Below are 25,497 nucleotides of genomic sequence, written 5' to 3' on the forward strand. Positions count from 1 at the left end.
CGCCTGCCGCTGTGCTCCTCGGCGCATCCCGAGGGGGCCCGGGACAGCCACGCGGGCCGTCGCTGCGCTCGGCTCCTGCCGTCAGCAAGACACGAGAGCTACCGAACAGATCACAAGACCTTGAAAGGGATGGCTCTTAGTCGTGGCCCGGCCGGCCGCGCAAGGCCTTGGTCTCGGACCGCCGCACCTTGGCTTCCACGCGGCGGCGCACTGATGCGCGCGTGGGCTTGGTCGGTTTGCGCACGATCTGCACCAGCGCGGCCTCGTCGACCAGCGCCTGCAAGCGCTCCAGTGCATCGGCGCGGTTCTGCTCCTGCGTGCGGTGGCGCTGCGCCTTGATGATGACCACGCCGGCAGCGGTGATGCGTCGGTCGGGCAGGGCGCGCAGGCGCTCTTTCAGTTCCTCTGGCATGGACGATGCCGCAACGTCAAAGCGCAAATGGATGGCGCTGGAGACCTTGTTGACGTTTTGCCCACCCGCGCCCTGGGCGCGTATGGCCGTGACCTCGATTTCGTCTTCGGGGATGGGCCAGGTGGGCGAGGAAGAGGCCATCAGCGCAGCTTCATGCCAGAAGATCGCGTAGCGTGCGGGCTACGACCTTGGTTGCACGGCGCAGGTCTTCCAACAGCAGGCGCTCGTCCGAGCGCTTGGCGTGCGACTCCAGCACGGTGCGCGGGCCGGCGCCGTAGATCACGCCGGGGATACCGGCCTCGGCGTACAGGCGCACGTCGGTGTAGAGCGGCGTGCCCATGGCCGCGATGGGCTGGCCGAAGAGCTGCGCGCCGTGCTTCTGGATCGCGTCCACCAGCGGCTGGTTGCCCGGCAGCGGCCGCATGGAGCGCGCCAGCAGCAGGCGGCGGATGTCCACGCTGATGCCGGCTACGCCGGCTGCGGCATCGGCGATCACCTGGCGGATCGTGGCCTCGACCTCGGCCGGGTTCTCTTCGGGGATCATGCGGCGGTCCAGCTTGAACACCACCTTGCCGGGCACGACGTTGGTGTTGGTGCCGCCTTCGATGCGGCCCACGTTCAGGTAGGGGTGGTTGATACCTTCGACCTGCGATTGCACCTTTTTGTACTGCGCGTTCTGCGCATACAGCGCGTTCAGAATCGCGACCGCGCCCTGCAGCGCATCGACGCCGCTGTCTGGAATGGCGGCATGCGCCATCTTACCGTGCACCGTCACCTCCATCTGCAGGCAGCCGTTGTGCGCGGTCACCACTTCGTAAGAGAAGCCGGCGGCGATCAGCAGGTCGGGCTTGGTCAAGCCCTGCTTCAGCAGCCAGCCCGGGCCCAGCTCGCCGCCAAACTCTTCGTCGTAGGTGAAGTGCAGCTCCACGCCGCCCTTGAGCGGCGCGCCCAAGGATTCGAGCGCGCGCACGGCAAAGGTGAAGCTGGCGAAGTCGCTCTTGCTGACGGCGGTGGCGCGGCCGTAGAGGCTGCCGTCTTTGATCTCTGCGCCATAGGGCGCATGCGTCCAGCCTTCGCCGGGCGGCACCACGTCGCCGTGGGCGTTGAGGGCCACGGTGCGGCCCTCGCCATAGCGGCGGCGCACGATCAGGTTGGTGATGGATTCCATGCCGTAGGCACGCACATCGGCCTCGGGCACGGGATGCTTTTCAGCCTCGAAGCCAAAGCCTTGCAGCAGCGCGGCCGTGCGCTCTGCATGCGGCGCGTTGTTGCCGGGCGGCGTGTCGGTGGGCACGCGCACCAGCTCCTGCAGAAAGCGCACTTCTTCGTCAAAGTGCGCGTCGATCCAGGCGTCGAGGCGGTCGTAGTCGGTGGTGGATGCGGTCATGGGGTCAGGTAGGGGTGTCGGCGGCCAGTTGGGCCAGCAGGTTCTGGAAGGCATGGACGGCCAGGTCCATGTCGGCGCTGGTGGTGCTTTCCAGCGGGTTGTGGCTGATGCCGGAGTTCTCGCCGCGCACAAACAGCATGGCCTGCGGCAGCCGCTTGTGCAGCTTCATCGCGTCGTGGCCGGCGCCGCTGGGCATGCGGTAGAGCGGCAGGCCCAGCGCGGCCACGGCCTGCTCCCAGCGTTGCTGCCAGGCGGGCGCACTGGGCGCGGCTGCGGCGCGCTCGGTTTCCTCCAGCGTGTAGTGCACGCCGCGGCGCGCGCAGATGTCGGCCAGGGCCGTGCGCACGTCGGCCACCAGCGCGTCGCGCTGCACGTCGTTGGGGGCGCGCATGTCCAGCGTGAAGCGGCAGCGCCCGGGCACCACATTGATCGAGCCATTGGGCACTTGCAGGATGCCGATGGTGCCAACCGAGTCACCGTCTTGCGCGGCGCGCTGCTCCAGGTACAGGGCCAGCTCGGCCACGGCGGCGGCGGCGTCGCGGCGCCGTGCCATGGGCGTGGTGCCGGCGTGGCTGGCCGTGCCAATCACCTCGCACACGCAGCGCACGCTGCCGTTGATGGAGGTGACGATGCCCAGCGGCAGGTCCAGTTCGTTGAGCACCGGGCCTTGTTCGATATGCACTTCCACAAAGCCCAGGTAGCGGGCAGCGTCGCGCTGCAGCGCCGCGATGGATTCCAGCGTGCCGGGCAGGCCGGCGGCCTGCATGGCGGCGCGCATGCTGATGCCGTCGGCATCCTGCTGGTCCAGCCAGGCGGGCTTGAAGTCGCCAATGAGCGCGCCAGAACCCAGGAAGGTGGCCTTGTAGCGCTGGCCTTCTTCTTCCGCAAAACCCACAAGCTCAATGGCGAAGGGCAGGCGCTTGCCTTGGCGGTGCAACTCTTGCACGCAGGCCAGGGGCACGTAGATGCCAAGGCGGCCGTCGTACTTGCCGCCGTTGCGCACGGTGTCGTAGTGCGAGCCGGTAAGCAATGCCTTGGCCGCAGGATCGCTGCCGTGGTAGCGGCCGACCACGTTGCCCACTGCATCGATGCTGACCTCATCGAAGCCGCAGTCGCGCATCTGCTGCGCGATGCGGCGGGCGCAGGCGCGGTGCGCCTCGGTCAGGTAGGTGACGGTGAGCTGGCCTTGCTCGGCAAAGCCGGGGTCGCTGTACTGGGCCAGTTCTTCCTGCCAGTCCCACACCGTGTCGCCCAGCAGCGGCGCCACGCCAAACTTGTCGCCCAGCCGGATCTCGGCAATGCGGTGGATGTTGCGCAGCGCCTCGGCGCGCTCGAAGTCCGGGTGGTTCTGCAGCCGGCGTGCAAAGGTATCGATGATCTGCTGCCGGCCCAGGCCCGCGCCGCGCGGCCCGCGCACCGCCAGGATGAAGGGGAAGCCAAAGCGCGCGTTGTAGTCGGCATTGAGCTGTTGGATGCGCGCGAACTCTTCTGGCGTGCATTGGGTGAGGCCGGCCTTGCTCTGCTCGTGGGTCGATTCCGCCGTGAGCGCCTGCGCCACCATGGCCTTGCCGGCCAGCTCCGGGTGGGCGCGGATCAGGCCCAACTGCGCTTCAGCGGGCGCAGCGGCCACGGTGCGCGCCAGCGCATGTTTGAAGTGCGCCAGCGATGCAAAGGGCGCGGCAGCGGCCACGGTCTGTTCGACGATCCAGGGTGAATGCTCGTACAGGCCGTCTAGCAACTTTGCGGCATCGACCGGCGTGGCGGCGTTGAGTTGGTCCAGGGTGAGTGCCATGGTCAGGCGCTTTCAGAATAGGGGTGAACGGCCTGCCAGTGCCGCGCGATGTCGATGCGGCGGCACACCCACACGCGATCGTGCCGCGCGATGTGGTCGAGGAACTTTTGCAGCGCCACGATCCGCCCCGGCCGCCCCAGCAGGCGGCAGTGCATGCCCACGCTCAGCATCTTGGGCGACTCCGCGCCTTCGGCATAGAGCGCATCAAAGCTGTCGCGCAGGTAGGTGAAGAAGTCATCGCTCTGGCTAAAGCCCTGCGGCAGTGCAAAGCGCATGTCGTTGGTGTCCAGCGTGTAGGGCACGACCAGGCGCGGCACGCTTGTGCCGTCGCTCTTCTGCACCTTCATCCAGAAGGGCAGATCGTCGCCGTAGTAGTCGCTGTCGTAGAGCGTGCTGCCCTCGTCGGCCACCAGGCGGCGGGTGCGCGGGCTGTCGCGGCCGGTGTACCAGCCGAGCGGGCGGGTGCCTGTCATCTTCTGGATCGTGTCCAGGCCCAGCAGCAAATGTTGTCGCTCAGTGGCCTCATCCACGCCCTGGTAGTGGATCCAGCGCCAGCCGTGGCAGGCGATCTCGTGGCCCAGCTCGACAAAGGCCTGCGTCAGCTCAGGGTGCCGCTGCAGCGCCATGCCTACGCCAAACACGGTCAGCGGCAGGCCGCGCTTCTCAAACTCGCGCAGGATGCGCCAGACGCCCACGCGCGAGCCGTATTCGTAGATGCCTTCCATGCTCAGGTGCCGGTCGGGAAAGCTGGGCGGGTTGGCCATCTCCGACAGGAATTGTTCTGAGCCGGCGTCGCCATGCAGCGTGGCGTTCTCGCCGCCTTCCTCGTAGTTGAGGACAAACTGCACCGCAATGCGCGCCTGGCCAGGCCACTGCGCCTGCGGCGGGTTGCGGCCGTAGCCGACCAGGTCGCGTGGGTAGGGAAGGGTGGAGTCGTAGACGGTCATGGTGGAAGGGCGTGGGGAGTTATGCCAAGGCTTTTGCCAAATCATTGCTGGGCAGCTTGCGGTCGAACACCAGGCTTTGCTCGACGTGCAGCAGGTGCTCGTCCATGAGCTGCACCGCAAGGTCTTCGTCGCGCGCGGCCAGCGCCTTGACGATCTCGGCGTGCTCGGCGTAAGAGTGCGCGGCGGCGCTGGAGGACTGGTACATCAGCGTGATCAGCGCGCAGCGCGAGATCAAATCGCCCAGTAGCTGGGCCAGCACCTCGTTGCCCATCAGCTCGGCCATGCGCACATGGAAGTCGCCCAGCAACTCGGTGCGGCCAGAGACATCTTCGCGGTCCACCGCGGCCTTCTCCAGCGCCACATGGGCGCGCAAGGCCTTGAGCCGCGCGGGCGTCACGCCGCGCACAAATTCGCGTGCCATGCCGGCCTCGACCATGCGGCGCACGGCGAACACCTGGCGCGCCTCATCGGCCGAGGGCGCGGCCACGAAGGCGCCGCGCGCGGGCTCGAGCGTGACCAGCCGGTTTTGCGACAACTGGAACAGCGCCTGCCGCACCAGTGTGCGCGAGACGCCAAAGTGATCCGCCAGCTTCTGCTCCGCCAGCTTGGTGCCCGGGTGCAGCCGGTGCTCGACGATGGCCCGGGTCAGGGCGTCGACGATGGTGCTGGTGGAAGAGGTCTCCATGGCGGAAATGATAGTGGCAGCGGCAGAAAGTGTATACACTTTTGGTTCACCAAATTGCGCTGCAAAGCCGTCCACCTCTCCGCCAAGGAACCGCCATGGGCCTCAGCACCCACGTCCTCGACACCATGCACGGCTGCCCCGCGGCCGGCATGGCCGTTGCGCTCTACACCACCGAGGGCGACAGCGCCACGCTGGTCAAGCGCCTGGTCCTCAACAAGGACGGCCGCACCGATGGCCCGCTCTACAGCGACGGCGATCTGCGCGCCGGCACCTACCGCCTGGAGTTCGACGTAGAGGCCTACTTTGCCGCGCGCGGTGTGGCGCTGCCGCAGCCCAACTTCCTGGGCAAGGTGAAGCTCGACTTTGGCGTGGCCGACACGCGGCAGCACTACCACGTGCCGCTGCTGGTGAGCCCGTGGAGCTACTCGACTTACCGCGGCTCCTGAGCTACTCCTGACCTTCGGTCAGGGTGTCTAGCTGGAAGCGGCCGCTCTTGTCCCACAACCAGGTATCGGTGTAGACCACCTTGCCCAGGCGTGCCGGCACCGGGAAGGGCGAGGCCTGGCGCACGGTGCGCTCGATCTCGGCCACCACCTCGGGTGCGTGGCGTGGGGCGCGCATCCAGTCCAGGCGGGTGACGCGGCCATTGGCATCCAGGTAGATCTGTAGCGTGCCGATGGCATAGAGCAGCGGCGGCAGCCGGCCCGGGTAGATGCGATGGGCATTGAGGGCGTAGATGTGCGCGGCGCCGTCCTGCCGGTAGGCACGCGGCGTGCTGGCGTTGGAGGCGGGAGCCGGGCCTTGGCTGATGGGCGCAGGGCCGCCGGTGGTCGGCTGTGCGCCGGGTTCGCCGGGGGCTTCGCGGCGCGGGGCGCAGGCGGCGACAAGGGCTGCCACGGCGCTGGACATCATGGCCAGCAGCCAGGGACGGCGGGATGCTTTGGGAGGCATGGGGCGAGGGCCTTCGGATCAGAATGCAGACAGAGGAAACACGCTTGGACACATTGCAACGGATGCTCGAACAGTTGGCCCAAGAGCCCGCCGTGCTGGTGCGCGTGGAGTCTACCCAAGGCTCGGTGCCGCGCGAGGCCGGCACCTGGATGGCTGTGTTTGCAGACAGCCTGGTCGGCACCATAGGCGGCGGCCGGCTTGAATTTGATGCCATCGATGAAGCGCGCGCGCGCCTAGCCACAGCGCAGCCGGCCGAATCGCGCCGCTACGCGCTGGGCCCGAGCCTGGGCCAGTGCTGCGGCGGCGTGGTGCATCTGCGCTACCAGCGTGTGGCCGCGCCTGATGTGCCGGCACTGCGCCAGCAACTGCGCGCGCCGCAGCACCCGCTGGCGCTGTTTGGCGGTGGCCATGTGGGCGCGGCGCTGACCCGCGTGCTGGCGCCGCTGCCCTTTGCCCTGACCTGGATAGACAGCCGAGACGGCATCTTTCCCACCGATACGCCCGAGGACGTGGCCTGCGAACACTCCGACCCGGTGCAGGCCGCCGTGCCCGGCCTGGCCGCCGGATCGCACGTGCTGGTGATGAGCTTCAGCCACGCCGAGGATCTGGACATCGTCGCGGCCTGCCTGCTGCGCCAGCGGGCGCTGGGCGACCTGCGCTTCATTGGCCTGATCGGCAGCAAGACCAAGTGGGCGACCTTTCGCCACCGGTTGGAGATGCGCGGCTTTACCGACGCCGAGCTGGCCCAGGTCACCTGCCCGATAGGCGTGCCGGGCATCCACGGCAAGGAGCCTGAAGTGATCGCGGTGGCGGTGGCGGCACAGTTATTGCAATTGGTTTCTACGTCAGGCGACGGTTAAGCAACAGCGCTTTAGCGGCGCCAGATTGCATACACTCGCGTGTACAGGTCGCAGCGGAGCAGGGGGCACATCAATGCCCCGGGTTCGCGGCCATTGCTGCTCAGAGCGCCCGCAGTGGTGAGCAGGCTCCTCAACGTGCCATGCCCTGCATGGCCAGAGAACATGGATAGCTATCTTCTCGACTGGGCCAACCTGCTGCTGCGCTGGGTCCATGTCATCACCGCCATTGCCTGGGTTGGCTCGTCCTTCTACTTCGTCTTTCTCGACAGCAGCCTCACGCCGCCCGAGGACCCGGAACTGAAGCGCCAGGGCGCCACCGGCGAGCTGTGGGCCGTGCACGGCGGCGGCTTCTATCACCCGGTCAAGTTTGCGGTAAAGCCGCCGCAGTTGCCGCCGCACCTGCACTGGTTCTTCTGGGAGAGCTACAGCACCTGGCTCACGGGCTTCTCGCTGTTCACCGTCAGCTACCTGTGGAACGCCAGCACCTACCTGATCGACAAGTCGCTGATGGACTGGCAGCCGGGCGCCGCCATCAGCGTGGCGCTTGCCTTCCTGGTGGTGTTCTGGATGCTGTACGACGGCATCTGCCAGCTGTTTGGCCACCGCAAGAACGGCGACAAGATCGTCGGCGCCCTGGTGGCGCTGCTGGTGTGCGCCGCTGCCTGGTTGGCCTGCCACTGGTTTGCCGGGCGCGCCGCCTTCCTGCTGGTGGGCGCCATGATCGCCACCAGCATGAGCGCCAACGTGTTCTTCTGGATCATCCCGGGCCAGAAGAAGGTGATTGCCGCAATCAAGGCCGGCCAGCCGGTAGACCCGGTGCACGGCCAGCGCGGCAAGCAGCGCAGCGTGCACAACACCTACTTCACGCTGCCGGTGCTGTTTGCCATGCTCAGCAACCACTACAGCTTTACCTACAGCCATCCGCAGAACTGGCTGGTGCTGATTTTGATGATGTTTGCGGGCGCGGCGATCCGCCAGTTCTTCGTCATGCGCCACGGCTGGAAGCTGGGCCGCAACCGCCATCCGCTGCCCTATGCACTGGTGGGCGTGGCGGTGATCGTGGGCACCATCGTCTGGATGAAACCGCCGCCGTCTGCTACGGTTTCAATAGCTGGTAGCCCAGGTGCAATAAGGGCTAAGCCCGTTTTTTATGCAGAAGTGCAGAGGGTGCTGGAGCAGCGCTGCTACCTGTGCCACGGCGCTGCCATGCAGATGAAGAACGTGCGCCTGGATTCGCCCGACCAGTTGAAGCTGCACGCCCCGGCGGTCTACCAGCAGGCGGTACTGACCAAGACCATGCCCATGAACAATGCCACGCACATCACGGACGAAGAACGGGCGCTGATAGGCCGCTGGTTTCTGGGTGGCGCCAACACGCAATGAGCACCCTGCTGGTCCGCAACGCCAGCTGCGTTGCCAGCATGGACGACGCCCGCCGCGAGTGGCGGGACGCCTCGGTCTTCATACGCGGCAACGTGGTGGAGGCGATCGGCCCCGCCGCCGATCTGCCGCAGAGCGCGGATGAGGTGATCGACGCGCGCGGCCACCTGGTGGTGCCGGGCCTGGTCAACACGCACCACCACATGTACCAGTCGCTCACGCGGGCGATTCCTGCGGTGCAGGATGCGGAGCTGTTCTCGTGGCTGCGCGGCCTGTACCCGATCTGGGCCGGGCTCACGCCTGAGATGGTGCGGGTATCGACCCAGGTGGCGATGGCCGAGCTGCTGCTGTCGGGCTGCACCACGAGTAGCGACCACCTCTACCTCTACCCCAACGGCGTGCGGCTGGACGACAGCATCGAGGCCGCAGCCGCCATCGGCATGCGCTTTACCGCCGCGCGCGGCAGCATGAGCGTGGGGCAGAGCCAGGGTGGCCTGCCGCCCGATGCGCTGGTCGAGGCGGAAGACGCCATTCTGCGCGACACGCAGCGCCTGATCGAGCAGCACCATAACGCCGCGCACGGCGCCATGCTGCAGATCGCAGTGGCGCCCTGCTCGCCCTTCAGCGTGAGCCGCGATTTGATGCGCGAATCCGCCGCGCTGGCGCGGGCCCACGGCGTGCGCCTGCACACGCACCTGGCCGAGAACGACCACGACATCGCCTACAGCCGCGAGAAGTTCAACCGCACCCCGGCCGAGTACGCCGAAGACCTGGGCTGGGTCGGCCGCGATGTCTGGCATGCGCACTGCGTCAAGCTCGATGAGGCCGGCATCCGCCTGTTTGCGCGCAGCAAAACCGGTGTTGCCCACTGCCCTTGCAGCAACATGCGCCTGGCCTCTGGCATTGCGCCGGTGCGGCGCATGCTGGATGCGGGCGTGCCGGTGGGCCTGGGCGTGGACGGCAGCGCCAGCAATGACGGCGCCCACATGCTGGGCGAGGCGCGCCAGGCCATGCTGCTGGCACGCGTGGGCCGTGCGCTGGAGCCCTTTGGCTGCGACCACGGCGCGGCCGAGATGACGGCACGCGATGCGCTGGCGCTGGCCACCCGTGGCGGCGCCGAGGTGCTGGGCCGCACTGACATCGGTCACCTCGCGCCCGGCATGTGCGCCGACCTGGCGCTGTTTGATTTGCGCACGCTGGCCTTTGCCGGCGGCGCGCTGCATGACCCGGTCGGCGCACTGCTGTTGTGCGCCAGCGCGCAGGCCGCGTGGACGGTGGTCAATGGCCGCGTCGTGGTACGCGAGGGCCAACTGGCCACGCTGGAGCTGGCGCCGTTGGTGCAGCGGCACAACGCGCTGGCGCTGCAGTTGGCCATGGGCTGAATGGGCTGAAGGCCGCAAGGGGCGCTGCCCCTGTAATCCGCTGCAATCGACCGGCGGAACGCAAATTCTTACAACGCACACAAAGTGCCACCAATGGCGGCGCATGCCTTGTGCTGCATGCCTAGTGTCGCGTCAAGCGTGAGGTGACGGATGGGTGCGAAGGCATCGGCGTGCAACGCAGCGATGCGCGGCGAGGGCAAGCGCACACCGGCAGATCATGCTTGACGCGACACTGGTGCCGCGCACAGATCCGCCACACGTTGCACGTGTCAAGACACCAGCCCAAGGAGCCTTCCCATGTCGCCTGTGTCCGAGCCCCGGTTCTCGACCTCTGCCGCTGGCGAGGCGGCATTGCGTGTGATTGGCCGCCGGGCAGACCAGCTCTTGCTGGCGGTGCTGGCGCTGGGCACCGGCGTGGCGTTGTGGCTGGGCCTGGTGTACGGCCGGCCGGGCACGGCCCTGGCCTGGGGGCTGCCGCTGTTGGGTGGCGCGCTGCTGGCCTACCTGCTGGCTGCGGGCCGGCTGTGGGCGCGCATGGCCATGGCGCTGGCCGGAGTCGGGCTGGTGGGGCTGCAGATCCAACTGGCCATGGGCGCGCTGGAGTATCACTTTGGCGTCTTCGTGCTGCTGGCCTTTCTGCTGGCCTACCGCGACTGGCGGCCCATCGTCTTTGCCGCTGCGCTGGTGGCGGTGCACCACATTGCGTTCGACCGGCTGCAACTGGCGGGCTTGCCCTTCTACTGCCTGAGTGAGCCGGACTTCGGCCGCATCCTGGTCCACGCCGCATTTGTCGTGGTGCAGACCGGGGTAGAGATCTTCATGGCGCAGCGCATGCGCGCCGACGCGCTGGAGTCGGCCGAGCTGCAAGCCCTGTGCGCGCTGGACGCCAGCGGCGAACTGTCTTTGGACGTGCATGCGGTGGCCGTGTGCAGCCCTTCTGGTGTGGCGCTGCGGCGCGCGCTACTGCAGCTGGATGCCGCAGTGGCGGCGGTGCACCAGGCGGCCGAGAGCGTGTCGGCCGCCACCTTGCAGATCGCCACAGGCAACCAGGACCTGAGCCGGCGCACCGAACGCACCGCCTCGCACCTGCAAGAGGCGGCGGCCTCGATGGAGCAGCTAGACGGCGCGGTGCAGCACAGTGCGCAAGAGGCCACCGTGGCGCGCGAGCTGGCCGCAGCGGCTTCGCAGATGGCCGGCCAGTGCGGCCAGGTGGTATCGCAGGTGGTGTCGACCATGGATGCCATCCACGACAGCGCGCAGCGCATTGCCGACATCGTCGGCGTGATCGATGGCATTGCTTTCCAGACCAACATCCTGGCGCTCAACGCCGCAGTCGAGGCGGCGCGCGCCGGCACACAGGGCCGCGGCTTTGCCGTGGTGGCGGCCGAGGTGCGCGCGCTGGCGCAGCGCAGCGCGCAGGCGGCACATGAGGTGCGCGGCCTGATAGCGGCATCGCTGGAGCGGGCCGACCGTGGCACGCAACTGGTGGCCGACGCCGGCCGCAGCATGGGCGAGGTCGTGGGCAGCGCGCAGCGCGTGTCCGAAATGGTGGGCGGCATCAGCCAGGCGGTGGCGGGGCAGTCGGGCGACATTGGCCGGGTCAGCCATTCGGTGCTGCAGCTCGACCGAATGACGCAGCAGAACGCCGCGCTGGTAGAGCAATCTGCCGCCGCTGCCGACAGCCTGACGCAGCAGGCTGCACGGCTGCTGCAGGTGGTGGGCAGCTTCAAGTTCCGCCACCTGGAAGAGGGCAATGCGGGCGGCAAGAGCGTGGCAGGGCGCGCGCCGGGGCTGGCTTTGCGCTGAACTAGACAAACTTGACGTCCAGGCCCGGGCCGCTGAACGTGAGTTGCATAAACACTTTGAACGCATCCACTGCGCCTGAGAGCGGACCCTTGATATCCCAGGCCAAGCCAATCTCGATCGATGGCAATCCGTCAATCAATGAGCGTGCCTCGATCCGCAGACCTTCGCAGGAAAACGGGCGATAAGTTACGTCCGACAGTATCGTCACGCCCATCCCTTGCGCGACCAAACTGCGTACCGCCTCAACCGAGCTGACACAGTAGCGAATGTTGGGCTCCAATCCGGCTTGCTTCCAGAACAAGAGGGTGTTGCGCGGGGTTTCATCGACATTGAAGAGCACGTAGGGCAGCTCACGGATGTCGCTCAAGGAAATATTGCGCTTGTTCAGTAGCGGGTGCGACGCGGGCAGCCACAACTGCCGGCGCGACCTCGTCAAGGGCACTGTGCCGAACGCACCTGGTTCATCAAGGTTAATGAGCCACAGCACGCCAATATCGACCTCGCCGCGCAATAGGGCGCTTTCCAGCGCCGGCCGTTCCAGCTCGATCACCTCCACTTCAATTTGCGGATAGGCGCGTGAGAACCGTGCAATGGCTGGCACCACATAGGAGCCAAGCATGGAAGGCGTGGCGCCCAGACGAACGCGGCCTGAAACGTCCTGGCGCATCAAGCCCGGGTCATGGATGGCCGAGTTGACTGCGGCCACTATGTTGTAGGCATGGTGCAGGAACTTCTGCCCGTCTACCGTGAGTGACACGCCCGAGGCGTGATGCCGCAAAAACAGCTTGAGACCCAGGCTGGATTCCAGCTCTTTGATGGCGGCGGTGATGGCCGTCTGGGTGACGTAGACCTTGGCGGCTGCCGCTGAGAACTGGCCCGTCTCGGCAGCCGCCAGAAAGTAGTGAACCTGCTTAAGGCTTATCTGCATGAATTATTTTTATCCAATAACTCACTATTTTGCATCCTGTCTACAGCCTGGTTCTCCATAAAATAAGCTTCGACAGAAAATTAGGCGGGTTATGGCGATGAATTGTATGAATAAAATTCAGCCAATGGGGCAAACCCGAAGTCAGAACATCACAAGGCCCCGCGCATGAAAGCAGTGCGCCATCGGAGCGCATGCAACTTTCCTGCCACCTGAGCCAGGCTGGAACCTGCGCCCGCGGCGACCTCGCCACAAGGAATCCCATGAACACCACCACTTCACCTGCGTTGCTGCAGCCGTCGCCCGACGTCCTGGCAATGATCGAGCGCCTGATTGCGTTCCCGACCGTCTCTCGCGACTCCAACCTCGGCCTGATCGAATGGATACGCGACTACCTGGCCGGCTTGGGCGTGCGCTCGCGGCTGACCTACGACGCCACCGGCAAGAAAGCCAATCTGTTTGCCACGCTCGGCGAAGGCAGCAAGCCTGGCTTGATCTTGTCCGGCCACACCGACGTGGTGCCTGTCGAAGGCCAGGCCTGGGACACGGATCCGTTCAAAGCCACCATCAAGGATGGCTTGCTGTACGGCCGCGGGTCTTGCGACATGAAGAGCTATATCGCTACGGCACTGGCACTGGCACCGAAGTTTTTGGCCGCCAAGATGGACGCGCCGCTGCACTTTGCCTTTTCGTATGACGAAGAGGTGGGTTGTATCGGCGTGCAGGGCCTGATCGCCGATCTGCAGGACCTGAACCTGAAGACGGCGGGCTGCATCGTGGGCGAGCCAACATCCATGCAGCCAGTCATTGCGCACAAGGGAACGCATCGCTTTCGCTGCTGCATCACCGGGCGTGAAGCGCATTCCAGCTACACCACTCTGGGGGTGAACGCGGTTGAATATGCGGCGCGCATCATCGTCTACATCCGTCAGATGGCGGACCGCTTCGCGCAGCTGGAAACGCGCGATTACGGCTTCACCGTGCCCTACACCACGATGCAAACCGGCCTGATCCGCGGTGGCCTGGCCGCCAATATCGTGCCGAAAGAGTGCAACTTCGAATTCGAGGCGCGCACCATGCCCGGCGTCGATGCCAATCACCTGTACCAGGAGGTCCAGGATTTCGCCGCCAGGCTGCTGCCTGAAATGCAGCTTGTAGAGCCGAACGCAAAGATCGCCTTCGAATGGCTGGCCTCCGCGCCTGGGCTGAGCACCAAAGAGCACGATGCGATTGCTCAGTTGGCCGCAGCCTTGTCGCGCACCAAGGCCACCGGAGCCGTGTCCTACGGCACCGAAGCAGGCCTGTTCCAGCGCGCCGGGATCCCGACCGTAGTTTGCGGCCCGGGCAGCATCGAGCAGGCACATCGACCGAATGAATTCGTGGCACTGGAGCAGGTGGCGCAATGCGAAGCTTTTCTTTTGCGCTTGCTGGACCCCATGCCAAGCTTTTCGAAATAAGCAAGGCCCCTGCCGCCCGAATCGTGTTTGGCCTATATCAGATTGATCCAGCAGTAGAAAAGGAAGTGATCTATGAGTAAAGATTCAACGATGCGACGTACTTTACCTTCTGGTGGTACTGGCGGCGTCACGTCTGCCGAAGTGGAATTCAAACAGCACCCGCAAACCTGGCGAGCGGTGATTTCATCGTCGATCGGCAATGCGCTGGAGTGGTTCGATGTCCTGATTTACAGCGCCATGGCGGTCACCATCGCCAAGCTGTTCTTCCCGACCGAGAACCAGACCGTATCGCTGATGATCACCTTTGCTACCTTCGGGGTGGCGTTCTTCATGCGTCCGCTGGGCGCGATCGTCATCGGCTCCTATTCCGATCGCGTGGGCCGCAAGGCCGCACTGACTCTGTCCATCTTGCTGATGATGATCGGCACACTGCTGATCGCCGTCATGCCGACGTATGCGCAAATCGGTTTGTGGGCGCCGGCCGGTATCGTCGTCGCACGCTTGCTGCAAGGCTTTTCCGCCGGTGGAGAGTTCGGCAGCTCGACGGCGTTTCTGGTTGAGCATGCACCGCATCGGCGCGGCTTTTTCTCTAGCTGGCAGGTCGCCAGCCAGGGCCTCAGCATTGTGATGGCCGCCGTTTTTGGCGCGCTCCTGTCGTCGCAGCTCTCTACCGAGCAACTGGAGTCGTGGGGCTGGCGCATTCCCTTCTTCTTCGGCCTGCTGATCGGGCCTGCCGGCTACTACATCCGTAAGAATCTGGACGAGTCGCCCGAATTCGCCCAGGCCGACGCCACCAGCTCACCCCTGCGCGACATCATGACGGGGCAGAAACTGCGTCTGTTGATCGGCGCAGGCAGCGTCATCATGGCGACCGTGTCGGTCTATCTGGTGGTCTACATGCCGACCTATGCCGTCAAGCAACTGGGCATGACCTCTACCGCAGCGTTCAGCGCCACCATTCTGGCGGGCCTGCTCATGCTTTTGCTTTCGCCATTGGTGGGCCATCTGTCTGACAAGTACGGCCGCACGCCGTTCATGTTGTGCAGCAGCGTGCTGTTCGTGCTGGTGACTTATCCGCTGTTCGCCTGGCTGTCGCGCAACCCGAGCTTCGTCAACCTGCTCCTGGTGCAAGGCACCATCGGCCTGCTGATGAGCATGTATTTTGCGGCGATGCCGGCACTGCTGTCGGACATCTTCCCGGTCCAGACACGCGGCTCTGGCATGTCCCTCAGCTACAACATCGGCGTGATGATCTTTGGCGGTTTTGCCGGCATGACGATCACCTGGCTGATCGCCGCCACCGGAAACAAGCTGGCCGTGACCTTCTACGTGATCGTTGGCGCAATGTTCAGCGTGATCGCCACGCTTGCTGCGCGTTACCGGCTGCGTTTGCGCTAGGACCGGTGACTCGCAAGAATTCGAGTTCCTAGGCGCTGCGCCGCAGCCCCGCGCCACCCACTTCGCGCACAAACAGCCGCAGCCGGCCGGCCTTGGCGTCGTGCTTGGCCAGCGCGGCCAGGCTGGCGACTTCGTCTGCGTGGCGGAAGGCGCCGCAACCGACCGGCACCGCGCCTATGGACAGCGTGGTGCACGGGAAGAAGCGCGGCAGGCCTTGCCGGTCTTCACCGTGGATGCCGCCGGCAGCGCGCGCCGCCGGGTCGAACAATGCCAGCGCCTGCTCGGCGAAGTCGTCCACGATGCGCTCGCAGCGCTGGCGCCAGTCCACGCTCTGGAACAGCACCATGAAATCGTCGCCGCCCACATGGCCGACAAAGTCACGCTGCGGGTCGGCATGGGCCACGGACAGGCGCGCGGCCAGGCGGATCATTTCGTCGCCGCGCCAGTAGCCGTAGTGGTCGTTAAAGGGCTTGAAGTCGTTCAAGTCTGCGTGGCAGGCGACGAAGGGCGTGCCGCTGCCCAGCAGGCGCTCGATGTGCAGGTTGATCGGGATGTTGCCAGGCAGGAAGGTCAGCGGGTTGGCGTGGCGCGCGGCCTCTATGCGGGCCTCGGTCACGGAGCGCACCAGTTGCTCGCCCGTGCCCAGGCCGGCGTAGCGGCCTTGCTCGGTGACGATGAAGCCGTCGTTCAGGTAGCGCTGGTCGTGCGAGGTCAGGATGGCGATCAGGTCGTCTATGTCGTCGTCCAGCTCGATCACGCGCGGCGAGCGGTTGGCGTGCGTGATGCAGGGCTTCTTGCCATGCACCTCGCGAAAGTACAGCGTGGCGTAGTGGTCCATGAACTGCTGGCGGTTCACCAGCGCCACCGGGCGGTCGCCTTCCACCAGTGCCACCGCATGCAGCTCGCTGCGCGCGTGGAACAGCGCAGCCAGGTCGTTGTGCGAGGTGTCGGGCGGCAGCGCTGGCGCATCGATCAGCGCCAGGCCGCGCAGCACGCCGGGGCGCGCCGGGCGTTGCGGCAGCATGGGCGGCATGGCGGGGCCGGTGGACAGTGCAATGGTGGCGGCGGCCTCCAGCCGCAACCGTGGCGCCAGCGCCGGGCGGCCCAGCAGGTAGCCCTGGCCGTGCGATATGCCCAGCTCGCGCAGGGCGCGCAGCTCTTCCACCGTCTCTATGCCCTCGGCCACCAGGCGCGTGCCGAAGATGTCGGCAATGCCTTGTATGGCGCGCAGCACCTGCAGCTTCTCGGGGCCGCTGTCTTCCTGCCCCACACCGCGGGTGAAGTACTTGTCGATCTTGACGAAGTCCGGCCGCAGCTCAGACCACACGCGCAAGCTGGAATGGCCGTCGCCAAAGTCGTCCAGCGCCAGCATGGCGCCGCAGGCGTGCACCTGCTGCGCCACAGTGCGCAGCGCTTCCAGGTCGGGCACGCGCTCGTGCTCGGTGATCTCCAGCACCAGTTGGCGCGGGTCCATGCGCACGCCGCGCAGTGTCTCCAGCAGTGCGTCGCGGCCATGCCGCTGCACCGCCTGCACCAGCGCGTCGGCGCCAATGTTCACAAACAGCCTGCCAGTGCCGCAGGCGCGGTGCCACTCGGCCAGCACCGTCTGCAGGCAGAACAGCTCAAAGGCCTGCGCCATGCCGGCGCGCCGCGCCAGGGCCAGCAGTGCGTCGGGCGGGTGCAGGGGCGTGTCGACCGGGCCGCGGATCAGCGCCTCGTGGCCATAGACCGCGCCGGTGCGCAGATCTGCCAGCGGCTGGAACACCGCATGCAACTGGTGGTAGCGCATCAGCCGCGCGAGCACGCGTGCCTCCTTGTGCCTTTGCACAGCGGGCATGGAATGCAATGGAGCGGTGGCAGGAGCGGCAAGCATGGGCCTGCCCATGGTGTGGCAGGCGCGTGACGTGGCCATGACAGCGCCCCTGGGGGCGCTGTTGGCTACCGGGCAAAATCCCAGGCTGTTTTGACCAACCGAGACAAAGCCGCGCGCCATGACCGACTTCCGCACCGACCCCCGCGCCTTCCTGCGCCACCTCTTTGACGTGGCCGTGCGCCGCGCCCAACCGCTGCACACGCTGGAGCCGTTTCTGCCCCAGCCTCCCAAGGGCCGCACCGTGGTGATCGGCGCGGGCAAGGCCGGCGGCGCCATGGTGCAGGCGCTGGAGGCGCTGTGGCCGGCCAGCGCGCCGCTGTCGGGCCTGGTCGTCACCCGCTACCACCACATCCCTGAGCGCCCGGCCGGCCTGCCCGAGCGCATAGAGCTGGTCGAGGCCGCGCACCCGGTGCCCGACGCGGCCGGCCTGGCCGCTGCCGAGCGCATGCTGCAGATGGTGCAGGGGCTGACGGCCGATGACCTGGTGCTGTGTTTGATATCCGGCGGCGGCTCGTCCTTGCTGACCTTGCCGGCCGAGGGCCTGACGCTGGAAGACAAGCAGCGCATCAACCGCGCCCTGCTGGAATCGGGCGCGCACATTGGCGAGATGAACTGCGTGCGCAAGCACCTGTCGCGCATCAAGGGCGGGCGCCTGGCGGCGGCCTGCGCGCCGGCGCGCGTGGTGACGCTGGCGATCAGCGACGTGCCGGGCGACGACCCGTCCATCATCGCCAGCGGCCCCACCGTGCCTGATGCCAGCACCTGCGCCGAGGCATTGGCCATCCTGGCGCGCTACGGCATCGAGGTGCCGGCCGCCGTGCGCGCGCGCCTGCAAGACGGCACGCTGGAAACCCCCAAGCCCGGCGACGCCTTGTTCGACGGCCACGTGGTGCAACTGATCGCCGCGCCGCAGCAGTCGCTGGAGGCGGCCGCCGATGCCGTGCGCGCCGCCGGCCTGCCCGCGTACATCCTGAGCGATGAGATCGAGGGCGAGTCGCGCGAGGTCGGCAAGGTGCATGCCGCGCTGGCACGCGCCGTGGCGCTGCGCGGCCAGCCGTTTGCGCGGCCCTGCGTGATCCTGTCGGGTGGCGAAACCACCGTCACCATCCGCCCACGCCAGCCCGGCGCCGCCAAAGGCCGCGGCGGCCGCGCCGGCGAGTTCTGCATGGGCCTGGCGCAGGCGCTGCAAGGCCAGCCCAACGTCTGGGCGCTGGCGGCCGATACCGATGGCATCGACGGTGTGGAAGACAACGCCGGCGCCTTCGTGCAGCCCGACACGCTGGCGCGCGGCCTGGCCGCCGGGCGCAAGGTGGCCGAGCACCTGGAGCGCAACGATGCCTATGGCTACTTCGAGGTGCTGGGGGATTTGCTGGTGACCGGGCCTACGAATACCAACGTGAACGATTTTCGGGCGCTGCTGGTGTTGTGATTTGAGGCGTCAAGGATGTGTTCTGCGAGCGCTTACTGTCCGCCGGTTTCATTTTTCTTCTTTCTCCCTTGATCGTAATGCCACTTGATGGCGAAAAACATGCCCGTGCCGAACACAAGAACCTTGAATGCAATGAAGAATATAGGGAAAAAATCCATCTTTGAGTATTTTATGGCTATTAATTGACACTATCTATCTCGATAGTAGCAAACCAGTGGTCGAGTAGCACTGGACATTTTGTCTCACTGATCGGGAGCAAGGCGTGCTGAATTTATGTGTTCCTTGAAACGTCGAATATCTTTGCGAGCCGCCTTTGCGCCTTCTCTCTCGCCGCCCATGTAGCCTCCCTCAATAACATTGCATCGTGTCCAGCACCTAAGTGGCAGCTTCTGGACCCATAGCTGTCCCGCACGTCAGAAATCCGATCAACAGGACCGCCGCAAAGCGGTCGCCGACCTGCGCGAAATCACGGGCGGCAACTGGCCCTTTGCTTCCAAAGCCTGGGGCAGAATTCGGCCAGAAGCTGACCTTCGCCTCGTGCACCCAGTCAGCTTGCAAATGGAGCGGCACAGAAAATTTGGCTATTGAGATGCAAGAAACGGATTGGCTTGAACCTTGGACATCGACCGCTGGCGCGGACGACGGCTACCTTCGTACCTTCGCGGAGCAGCTTGCTCGCGAAACGAGCCGGGGTCATGAACTGCACCAGGTTCCAGTGAAACTCATCGGCCGTGGCAACGGCGACGATGCACTTTTCGAGCTGCAGGACGGTACAGGCCGCGTTGCTCAGGTTCATCTTGTCTGGCAAGGGAGGCAAAAGCCGCCATGGCCTGGAACCGCAATCTTTGCAAGCCTTGAAGACTGGCGAATTAAAAGCATGATTCCGGAGAACCGTGAGTGGCAGGACTAGAGGAACAATTGGTATGAACAGCGTGATTGAAAAGAGCAAGTTTTTAAGTCTTGTACTTCGTCATGCACCAGAAAAAATCGGATTGTCACTGGACGGCGCTGGATGGGCGCAGGTTGACGTTCTTTTGGAACGAGCGAATGCCAACGGCGTTGCACTGAATCGGGAATCGCTAAGTCAGATTGTGGCCAGCAGCGATAAGCAACGGTTTGTTTTCAGCGACGACAGAGAGCGCATTCGCGCCAATCAGGGCCATTCCGTTGAGATAGACCTTGGGCTGCCGCCCCAGGAGCCGCCAAACCAATTGTTTCATGGAACTGCATTTCGGTTCCTTGAGTTAATTCGGAGCAATGGTCTACAGCCGATGGAGAGACAGCATGTGCACCTGTCGCCAGACGAGCAGACGGCAGAAAGCGTAGGCCGACGCCACGGTAAGCCTTGCGTCCTGTTGGTGAACGCGAAGGCAATGCACTTAAGCGGGCAGTTGTTCTTCCTCTCAAACAATGGCGTTTGGCTAACCGCAGCGGTACCACCGGAGTTCATCGGCTTCCCCCGCGACGGGGTATAACTGTCATCGCGTCACTTGTACGAACGGCCGCCTTGGAGGCCCCGCAAAGTCGGCTTTGGGCCCAAAGCAGCCATTGGCTGTTTCCTCATTCCTGGCCTTGTCAGCAGCAAGTCGAAAATGGGCGAACCGCCTTATCGAAGCGTCTGACCGGACGGCCATTGACCCATGACCGATAGCCAGAAACACAATCCCCATCTTGTCCCCACCCACACCACCACAGCCGCCGACTCCATCGCAAGCTGGGTAGCCCAGCACCATGGCATTGCGGTGCAGCAGTGCCACCTGATTCGTCGCGGGCTGAACGACAACTACGCGCTTCGGTCGGTCGACGGAAGCAAGTACGTGGCACGGCTGTGCTCGATCCGGCCGCGAGGCGGCTTCAACGTGGATTTCGAAGTTGCACTGCTGGCGCACTTGGCGGCCAAAGGCGCAGAGGTCGCAGCGGCGGTGCTGACAGCAGACAAACGCACGCACGTTCAATTGCAGTTCCCCGAAGGCCCGCGTGCGTTGCTTCTGTTTCGCCATGCTGAGGGCGTCACGCCCGAGTCCTTGGACGAGTTCGAACTGACCGGCCGTGCGTTGGCGCGGGTGCATGCTGCGGCGCAGGGCTACGCTGGGCCGCCTAGCCTTTACGCGCTGGACGGCCACCATCTTGCCGGCAGGACGCTGATGCACTTGGCGGCACATCCAGAAATGACCACCGAGTTGCTGGAGACATACAGCCAACTGGTGGCCCGCCTGCTTGCAGAGCTGATTGCAGCCGAAGAGGGGCTCACGCGTGTCCTGTGCCACGGTGACATGCATGGCTTCAACAACCATGTGGCGACGGACGCGGCCGGCGCCAAGAAAACCGTACTCTTCGACTTCGACGATGCAGGCCCGGGCTTCCTGGCATACGACCTGAGCGTGCTGCCGTGGTCGTACCTGAATCGCAAGAGCCTCAAGCAAGCAGACGACGCGTTGCGGGAGCGCTGGGTGCACTACCTGCGCGGCTATCGGGCGGGCGGCGGCGAGGTGAGCGACTGCGACTTGGCTGCGCTACCGCTTTTTGTACAGTTGCGGCACCTGTGGAACATCGGCGAGGCGGCGGGCCGTCTGCACCATTGGGGAACGAGCAACGTGCCTGCGGATTGGCTGCAGAAGCAGGTCGAGGTCTTCAAGGCGTGGAGCGCGCTGGATCTGCGCGCGTGATGCCGCGCTGCAAGGCCAGCCCAATGTCTGGGCGCTGGCGGCCGATACCGATGGCATCGACGGCGTGGAGGACAACGCCGGCGCCTTCGTGCAGCCCGACACACTGGCGCGCGGCCTGGCGGCGGGGCGCAAGGTGGCGGATCACCTGGAGCGCAACGATGCCTATGGCTACTTCGAGGTGCTGGGGGATTTGCTGGTGACCGGGCCTACGAATACCAACGTGAACGATTTTCGGGCGCTGCTGGTGTTGTGATTTTGGGGCGTGGCGCTTGGATGCGCCGGGCTCGGTGTTGCGCTGCCCGGTCTTCCACCGCCTCCTTTATGTCGCTGCGCAGAGCACGCCCTACTTGATGCTGGCGAGAGCCTTCTGCGGCGGGCGACGGCTGGTCAGCGTATCAATCCCCAACGTGTGCGTTTCGCCCTGCGAGCATCCCCGCACAGGCACCCAGGATCGCAATAGCTGCGGCCACCGTCAGCGCGGCAGTCCAGCCCTGCTGCCAATCGCGAATGGCGCCCAATACCATGGGGCCAGCGGCAGCCATGAGGTACCCAATGCCTTGCGCCATGCCTGAAAGAGCACCAGCCTCTTCAGCGGATCGGGTGCGCAGGCCGATGAATGTCAGGCCAAGAATCATGCTTGCCCCACTACCGAACCCGAGCAACGCAGACCAGACCAACGCCAAGCGCGGTAAAAAAATCAGCCCGAGCATAGAAACTGCGCAGATCAGGCTTGCGGAAATGGCCGCGGGCCGCTGGTCTGGCATTCGCCTGATGACGGTGGCCAGAATCAAGCCAGGGATGGCGGTAGCGAGCTGCAAAACGCCATGCATGGAGCCCGCTTGGGTGGCGGACAGGCCCTGGTCTACCAAAATTGTGGGAAGCCAGCTGACGGCTATGTAAAAAATCATGGCGTTGAAACCCATGAACAGCGTCACTTGCCATGCCAACGCGGAGCGCCACATGTTCGCTGAGCGCCCATGCCGGACGCTGACGGGAGTGCTCTTCGCAGGCGCATTGCGCCGTGGCGCCCAAGCTGCCAGAGCAATTGCGGGCAGAAGGATGAATGCCGCAAGAGCAAGTTGCCATCCATACGCTTGGGTCATTGGGGCGACCAGCGCCGAGCCGAGCGCACCGCCGGCACCCATCGTCAATGCGTAGGCACCTGTGAGCGATGCAACACGCCCCGGAAAATCACGTTTGACCAGGCTCGGCAGCAGTACGTTTCCAAACGCTATCCCAATGCCAATAACGGCGGTGCCGTAGTAAAGCAGCCACATGGAGCCGGTGGAGCGCATAACGATGCCCAGCGCGATGAGCATTAATGCTCCAAGAATCGTGCGATCAAGCCCGAACTTTCTTGCGATGGCCGGACTCACCGGAGAGAAAGCGGCAAAGGCGAGCAACGGCAGCGACGTCAGTGCCCCTACAGCCGCTGTGCTGAGACTGAAGTCACTTTGAATAAAGGTCAGGACGGGGGCCAAGCCTGTAAACGGTGCGCGGAGATTCATGGCGAGAAGCAGAATTCCAGCGATCAGGGCCATGTTGGACGGCGCCCGTTGAGTCATTGAAAAGGTCACAGAAAAGAAGAAGCTCGGAAAAGGGCTTCCGACTTTAGGTAAGCTGCGACTTAATTAATATAGAAGAATTGACCAATGATCACTAAAAAATGACATCACCGTCCAGGCCCCGCGTCAGCACCCCCGATGACTTCAACTCTGATCATTTCGGGCAGGCTGCCGTCGCTGTGCGGGTTCATGTGGAAGGCAAGCAGTCCGAACACCCTCTGCATCGCCACCGCAAAGGGCAGTTGATCCTGATGCTGCAAGGATCGGTGACTTGCGAGGTTCCTCAGGCGCTGTGGTTCGTGCCGCCGCAGCACGCGGTCTGGATACCGGGTGGCACGCCCCACAGCAGCAGAGCGTCCAGCAACGCCCAGCTCTACTTTCTGTTCATCGAGCCTGGCGCGGTCCGCATGCCCGACAACTGCTGCACATTGGCGATCACACCTCTGATCCGTGAACTGATTCGCCATCTCGCCCAAGAGGAGCCTGCTTACAGCCGGGGCAGCTCGACCGACAGGCTGGTCTCCGTGCTTCTGGACCAGTTGGCAGCGGCACCCATTGAACAACTGCACCTCCCAATTTCGCAGGAGCCAAGCATCAAGCGCATATTGGATGCGCTGACGGCGGACCCGGCTGACCGGACCACGCTGTCGCAATGGTCAGCGCGCCTGGCGATGAGCGACAGGACCTTGGCGCGGCTCGTTGTGCGCGAGACGGGATTGACATTTGGTCGCTGGCGCCAGCAACTTCATCTCATAGTTGCCCTTCGACATTTGGCCAACGGCGAGTCGGTTCAGCGAGTCTCAGGACTTCTGGGCTATGACTCGGTGACGGCGTTCATCACGATGTTCAAGAAGGCTCTGGGGAAGTCCCCCACCCAGTACTTCGCCAGCTTGCGGGAGTCCTCCTCCACTGCCGACTAGATGGTAGTGCTGCGCGGCTGCCGTAGAAGGCGAGGTTGCTGAAGACGTGGACGCTTGCCCACCGAGGTGCCGATTCCGCTACTCAGGCACTTGCCAAACCTCGCAGGCCCTGTCTTTGCCCCCAATCAATAACAGACCATTCAGTCTGATAAATATTTTGTAGACTATGGGGTCTACTAATTATTGATTGCCATGACTCAACTTCTTGCAGCAGTTGCCGACCACCCAGGCACATTGGTGGCTTTTCGTGTAGTCCTTACAACGTTCTTCTGGATGGCGGGCCTCTATGGTCTGTTCAACTTCAGCGCTATCGTCGACGAGATGGTCGCGGAGAAGCTGCCCGCGCCGGTGGCATTTGCGGTCGCGACGATTGCAACGCAGCTCATTGGCTCGGCACTGCTCATCTCGGACTATCGCGGGCTGGGCTGGCTTGGCGCCGGAGCGCTTGCCGTGTTCACGCTGCTGACCATTCCCATCGGGCACGCCTTCTGGACCTTCTCTGAACCAAAACGCACGGCAGAATTTCACATCGCCCTGGAGCACATTACCGTCGTGGGCGGCCTGCTCCTCGCAGGACTTCTTTCACTGAAAAAATGACCGAACCAAGCCCTCGTACCCGTGGTCGCCCTAAGGACGCCAGCAAGCGCGACGCCATCTTGATTGCCGCTCGCGGGCTCTTACTCGACTGCGGTGTAGATGTCACCACGGGCGAGGTCGCCGCAGCCGCTGGCGTTGCGAAGGCAACGCTCTACGCGAACTTCAAGGATAAAGATGAGCTGATTGAGGCGGTCATCCGGCGAGAGTCGGAGCAGGTTATTGCGGACGACTTCATTCAGGTGCGGCCAGGTGCCACGTTCGCGAAAGTGCTGCGCAGCTTTGGCGCCAAGTACGTCCGTTTTGTCAACCAAACGGACGTATCCGGGTGGGACCGCCTGATTGCGCATGGCGCCAAGCGAATTCCCCAGTTGCCCCATCGGTTCTATGAGGCGGGCCCTGGCCGGTGGAACCGACTACTGATGCAACTCCTGACGACCGGCGTTGATCTGGGATGCCTGCGCCCCCTGAACAATGCCCAGGCGGCAGAGGACTTGACGGCTCTCTGGATGGGTTCCACCAGCCTGAAGGTCAAACTTGGCGTTGGCAAGCCAATGAGTGAGAAAGCCATTCTGGCCAAAGTGGACCATGGCATCGACGTTTTCAAAACCTTCTACGGGGCTGCGATAGGGGATGCGCAGAACTGACAGGCCTTCTTTGGACGTCAGCATCTGGCCGCATTGCTGGCCGCTTAGAACGTGTTTGCGACCCGTCATCCCGCCAAGATGCTTGCGCGATCCCATAGAGTTCGTAAACACCTTCTTATAGCCATTCCTTTCAAGGTCTTGTGATGTGTTCGGTCGTTCTCGGGTCTTGCTGACGGCAGGAGCTGGGCCGAGCGCAGCGGCAGGCGGATCAGGGATCGCTCTTGTCTGCCGGGCGCAAAGCGGCCGAGCACCTGGAGCGCAACGATGCCTATGGCTACTTCGAGGCGCTGGGGGATCTGCTGGTGACGGGGCCGACCAATACCAACGTCAATGATTTCCGTGCGCTACTGATTTTGTAGCTTATAGCCCGTGATTCCTCTGCATTTCAGGTGCTTTTTTATCTGAAATGCAGGATCTACCA

23 protein-coding genes and 2 pseudogenes are annotated in these 25,497 nt (G+C 64.5%); 16 read left to right on the forward strand and 9 right to left on the reverse strand.

The window, feature by feature from the left end:
- Positions 1–136: 136 nt before the first annotated feature.
- Genes arfB through AAFF27_09455 form a run of 5 tightly spaced genes read right to left on the reverse strand, consistent with a single transcriptional unit; the run spans position 137 to position 5,223 of the window.
- The gene (gene arfB, locus AAFF27_09435; GenBank protein ID XAH25396.1) at positions 137–553 is read right to left on the reverse strand and encodes an alternative ribosome rescue aminoacyl-tRNA hydrolase ArfB; all 417 of its coding nucleotides are present in this window, start codon (positions 551–553) and stop codon (positions 137–139) included.
- Positions 554–563: 10 nt separating this feature from the next.
- Positions 564–1,799 carry a M20/M25/M40 family metallo-hydrolase gene (locus AAFF27_09440; GenBank protein XAH25397.1) on the reverse strand — a complete coding sequence of 412 codons (1,236 nt, stop codon included), beginning with the start codon at positions 1,797–1,799 and terminating at the stop codon, positions 564–566.
- Positions 1,800–1,803: 4 nt separating this feature from the next.
- Positions 1,804–3,591: a 2-oxo-4-hydroxy-4-carboxy-5-ureidoimidazoline decarboxylase gene (gene uraD, locus AAFF27_09445; protein ID XAH25398.1), complete on the reverse strand. Its 1,788-nt coding sequence runs from the start codon at positions 3,589–3,591 to the stop codon at positions 1,804–1,806.
- Positions 3,592–3,593: 2 nt separating this feature from the next.
- Complete coding sequence (gene puuE, locus AAFF27_09450) at positions 3,594–4,538, reverse strand: allantoinase PuuE (GenBank protein ID XAH25399.1); 945 nt, start codon at positions 4,536–4,538, stop codon at positions 3,594–3,596.
- Between the two features lie 19 nt (positions 4,539–4,557).
- On the reverse strand, positions 4,558–5,223 hold the full coding sequence (locus tag AAFF27_09455; protein ID XAH25400.1) for a GntR family transcriptional regulator: 666 nt from the start codon (positions 5,221–5,223) through the stop codon (positions 4,558–4,560).
- Positions 5,224–5,318: 95 nt separating this feature from the next.
- Here AAFF27_09455 and uraH point away from each other — a divergent pair, with 95 nt between their 5' ends.
- A complete protein-coding gene (gene uraH / locus AAFF27_09460; GenBank protein XAH25401.1) occupies positions 5,319–5,669 on the forward strand; it encodes a hydroxyisourate hydrolase in 351 nt (116 codons plus the stop codon).
- Position 5,670: 1 nt separating this feature from the next.
- Here uraH and AAFF27_09465 read toward each other — a convergent pair whose 3' ends face one another.
- A complete protein-coding gene (locus AAFF27_09465; protein XAH25402.1) occupies positions 5,671–6,174 on the reverse strand; it encodes a hypothetical protein in 504 nt (167 codons plus the stop codon).
- A gap of 62 nt (positions 6,175–6,236) precedes the next feature.
- On the opposite strand from AAFF27_09465, the gene xdhC reads away from it, so the two are divergent.
- The 4 genes from xdhC (at position 6,237) to AAFF27_09485 (ending at position 11,602) form a co-directional block, all read left to right on the forward strand.
- Positions 6,237–7,034, forward strand: coding sequence for a xanthine dehydrogenase accessory protein XdhC (xdhC, locus tag AAFF27_09470; GenBank protein XAH26193.1), 798 nt, complete (start codon positions 6,237–6,239; stop codon positions 7,032–7,034).
- 162 nt (positions 7,035–7,196) lie between these two features.
- Positions 7,197–8,417, forward strand: coding sequence for a urate hydroxylase PuuD (locus AAFF27_09475; GenBank protein ID XAH25403.1), 1,221 nt, complete (start codon positions 7,197–7,199; stop codon positions 8,415–8,417).
- Positions 8,414–9,796: an 8-oxoguanine deaminase gene (locus AAFF27_09480; GenBank protein ID XAH25404.1), complete on the forward strand. Its 1,383-nt coding sequence runs from the start codon at positions 8,414–8,416 to the stop codon at positions 9,794–9,796. Before AAFF27_09475 ends, AAFF27_09480 begins: the two co-directional genes overlap by 4 nt.
- Positions 9,797–10,093: 297 nt before the next feature.
- Positions 10,094–11,602 carry a methyl-accepting chemotaxis protein gene (locus AAFF27_09485; GenBank protein ID XAH25405.1) on the forward strand — a complete coding sequence of 503 codons (1,509 nt, stop codon included), beginning with the start codon at positions 10,094–10,096 and terminating at the stop codon, positions 11,600–11,602.
- Between the two features lies 1 nt (position 11,603).
- Here the strand turns inward: AAFF27_09485 and AAFF27_09490 are convergent, their stop codons facing one another.
- Positions 11,604–12,530: a LysR substrate-binding domain-containing protein gene (locus AAFF27_09490; protein XAH25406.1), complete on the reverse strand. Its 927-nt coding sequence runs from the start codon at positions 12,528–12,530 to the stop codon at positions 11,604–11,606.
- 260 nt (positions 12,531–12,790) lie between these two features.
- On the opposite strand from AAFF27_09490, the gene argE reads away from it, so the two are divergent.
- Complete coding sequence (gene argE, locus AAFF27_09495; protein XAH25407.1) at positions 12,791–13,984, forward strand: acetylornithine deacetylase; 1,194 nt, start codon at positions 12,791–12,793, stop codon at positions 13,982–13,984.
- A 72-nt stretch (positions 13,985–14,056) separates the two neighbouring features.
- Complete coding sequence (locus AAFF27_09500) at positions 14,057–15,382, forward strand: MFS transporter (protein XAH25408.1); 1,326 nt, start codon at positions 14,057–14,059, stop codon at positions 15,380–15,382.
- A gap of 28 nt (positions 15,383–15,410) precedes the next feature.
- Here the strand turns inward: AAFF27_09500 and AAFF27_09505 are convergent, their stop codons facing one another.
- Positions 15,411–17,219: a phosphodiesterase gene (locus AAFF27_09505; GenBank protein ID XAH25409.1), complete on the reverse strand. Its 1,809-nt coding sequence runs from the start codon at positions 17,217–17,219 to the stop codon at positions 15,411–15,413.
- Between the two features lie 154 nt (positions 17,220–17,373).
- Here AAFF27_09505 and AAFF27_09510 point away from each other — a divergent pair, with 154 nt between their 5' ends.
- The 5 genes and pseudogenes from AAFF27_09510 to AAFF27_09530 all read left to right on the forward strand — a co-directional run bounded on the left by AAFF27_09510 (position 17,374) and on the right by AAFF27_09530 (position 21,603).
- Positions 17,374–18,684, forward strand: coding sequence for a glycerate kinase (locus tag AAFF27_09510; GenBank protein ID XAH25410.1), 1,311 nt, complete (start codon positions 17,374–17,376; stop codon positions 18,682–18,684).
- Between the two features lie 589 nt (positions 18,685–19,273).
- Entirely contained in the window at positions 19,274–19,594 is a 321-nt protein-coding gene (locus AAFF27_09515; protein XAH25411.1) for a hypothetical protein, read from the forward strand.
- A gap of 13 nt (positions 19,595–19,607) precedes the next feature.
- A complete protein-coding gene (locus AAFF27_09520) occupies positions 19,608–20,159 on the forward strand; it encodes an RNA 2'-phosphotransferase (GenBank protein XAH25412.1) in 552 nt (183 codons plus the stop codon).
- A gap of 165 nt (positions 20,160–20,324) precedes the next feature.
- A complete protein-coding gene (locus AAFF27_09525) occupies positions 20,325–21,350 on the forward strand; it encodes a phosphotransferase (GenBank protein ID XAH25413.1) in 1,026 nt (341 codons plus the stop codon).
- 4 nt (positions 21,351–21,354) lie between these two features.
- Positions 21,355–21,603: pseudogene (locus tag AAFF27_09530) on the forward strand (MOFRL family protein).
- Positions 21,604–21,745: 142 nt separating this feature from the next.
- Here the strand turns inward: AAFF27_09530 and AAFF27_09535 are convergent.
- Positions 21,746–22,891, reverse strand: coding sequence for an MFS transporter (locus AAFF27_09535; protein ID XAH25414.1), 1,146 nt, complete (start codon positions 22,889–22,891; stop codon positions 21,746–21,748).
- A gap of 125 nt (positions 22,892–23,016) precedes the next feature.
- On the opposite strand from AAFF27_09535, the gene AAFF27_09540 reads away from it, so the two are divergent.
- The 4 genes and pseudogenes from AAFF27_09540 (at position 23,017) to AAFF27_09555 (ending at position 25,435) form a co-directional block, all read left to right on the forward strand.
- Entirely contained in the window at positions 23,017–23,835 is an 819-nt protein-coding gene (locus AAFF27_09540) for a helix-turn-helix transcriptional regulator (GenBank protein ID XAH25415.1), read from the forward strand.
- Positions 23,836–24,027: 192 nt separating this feature from the next.
- Positions 24,028–24,432, forward strand: a complete 405-nt coding sequence (locus AAFF27_09545; protein XAH25416.1) for a DoxX family protein — start codon at positions 24,028–24,030, stop codon at positions 24,430–24,432.
- A complete protein-coding gene (locus AAFF27_09550) occupies positions 24,429–25,076 on the forward strand; it encodes a TetR/AcrR family transcriptional regulator C-terminal domain-containing protein (protein ID XAH25417.1) in 648 nt (215 codons plus the stop codon). The genes AAFF27_09545 and AAFF27_09550 overlap by 4 nt, the downstream gene beginning before the upstream one ends.
- Positions 25,077–25,300: 224 nt before the next feature.
- Positions 25,301–25,435 (forward strand): annotated as a pseudogene (locus AAFF27_09555) (MOFRL family protein).
- Positions 25,436–25,497 lie beyond the last annotated feature (62 nt).

This window comes from Xylophilus sp. GW821-FHT01B05, assembly GCA_038961845.1.
Classification (GTDB): Bacteria; Pseudomonadota; Gammaproteobacteria; order Burkholderiales; family Burkholderiaceae_C; genus Xylophilus.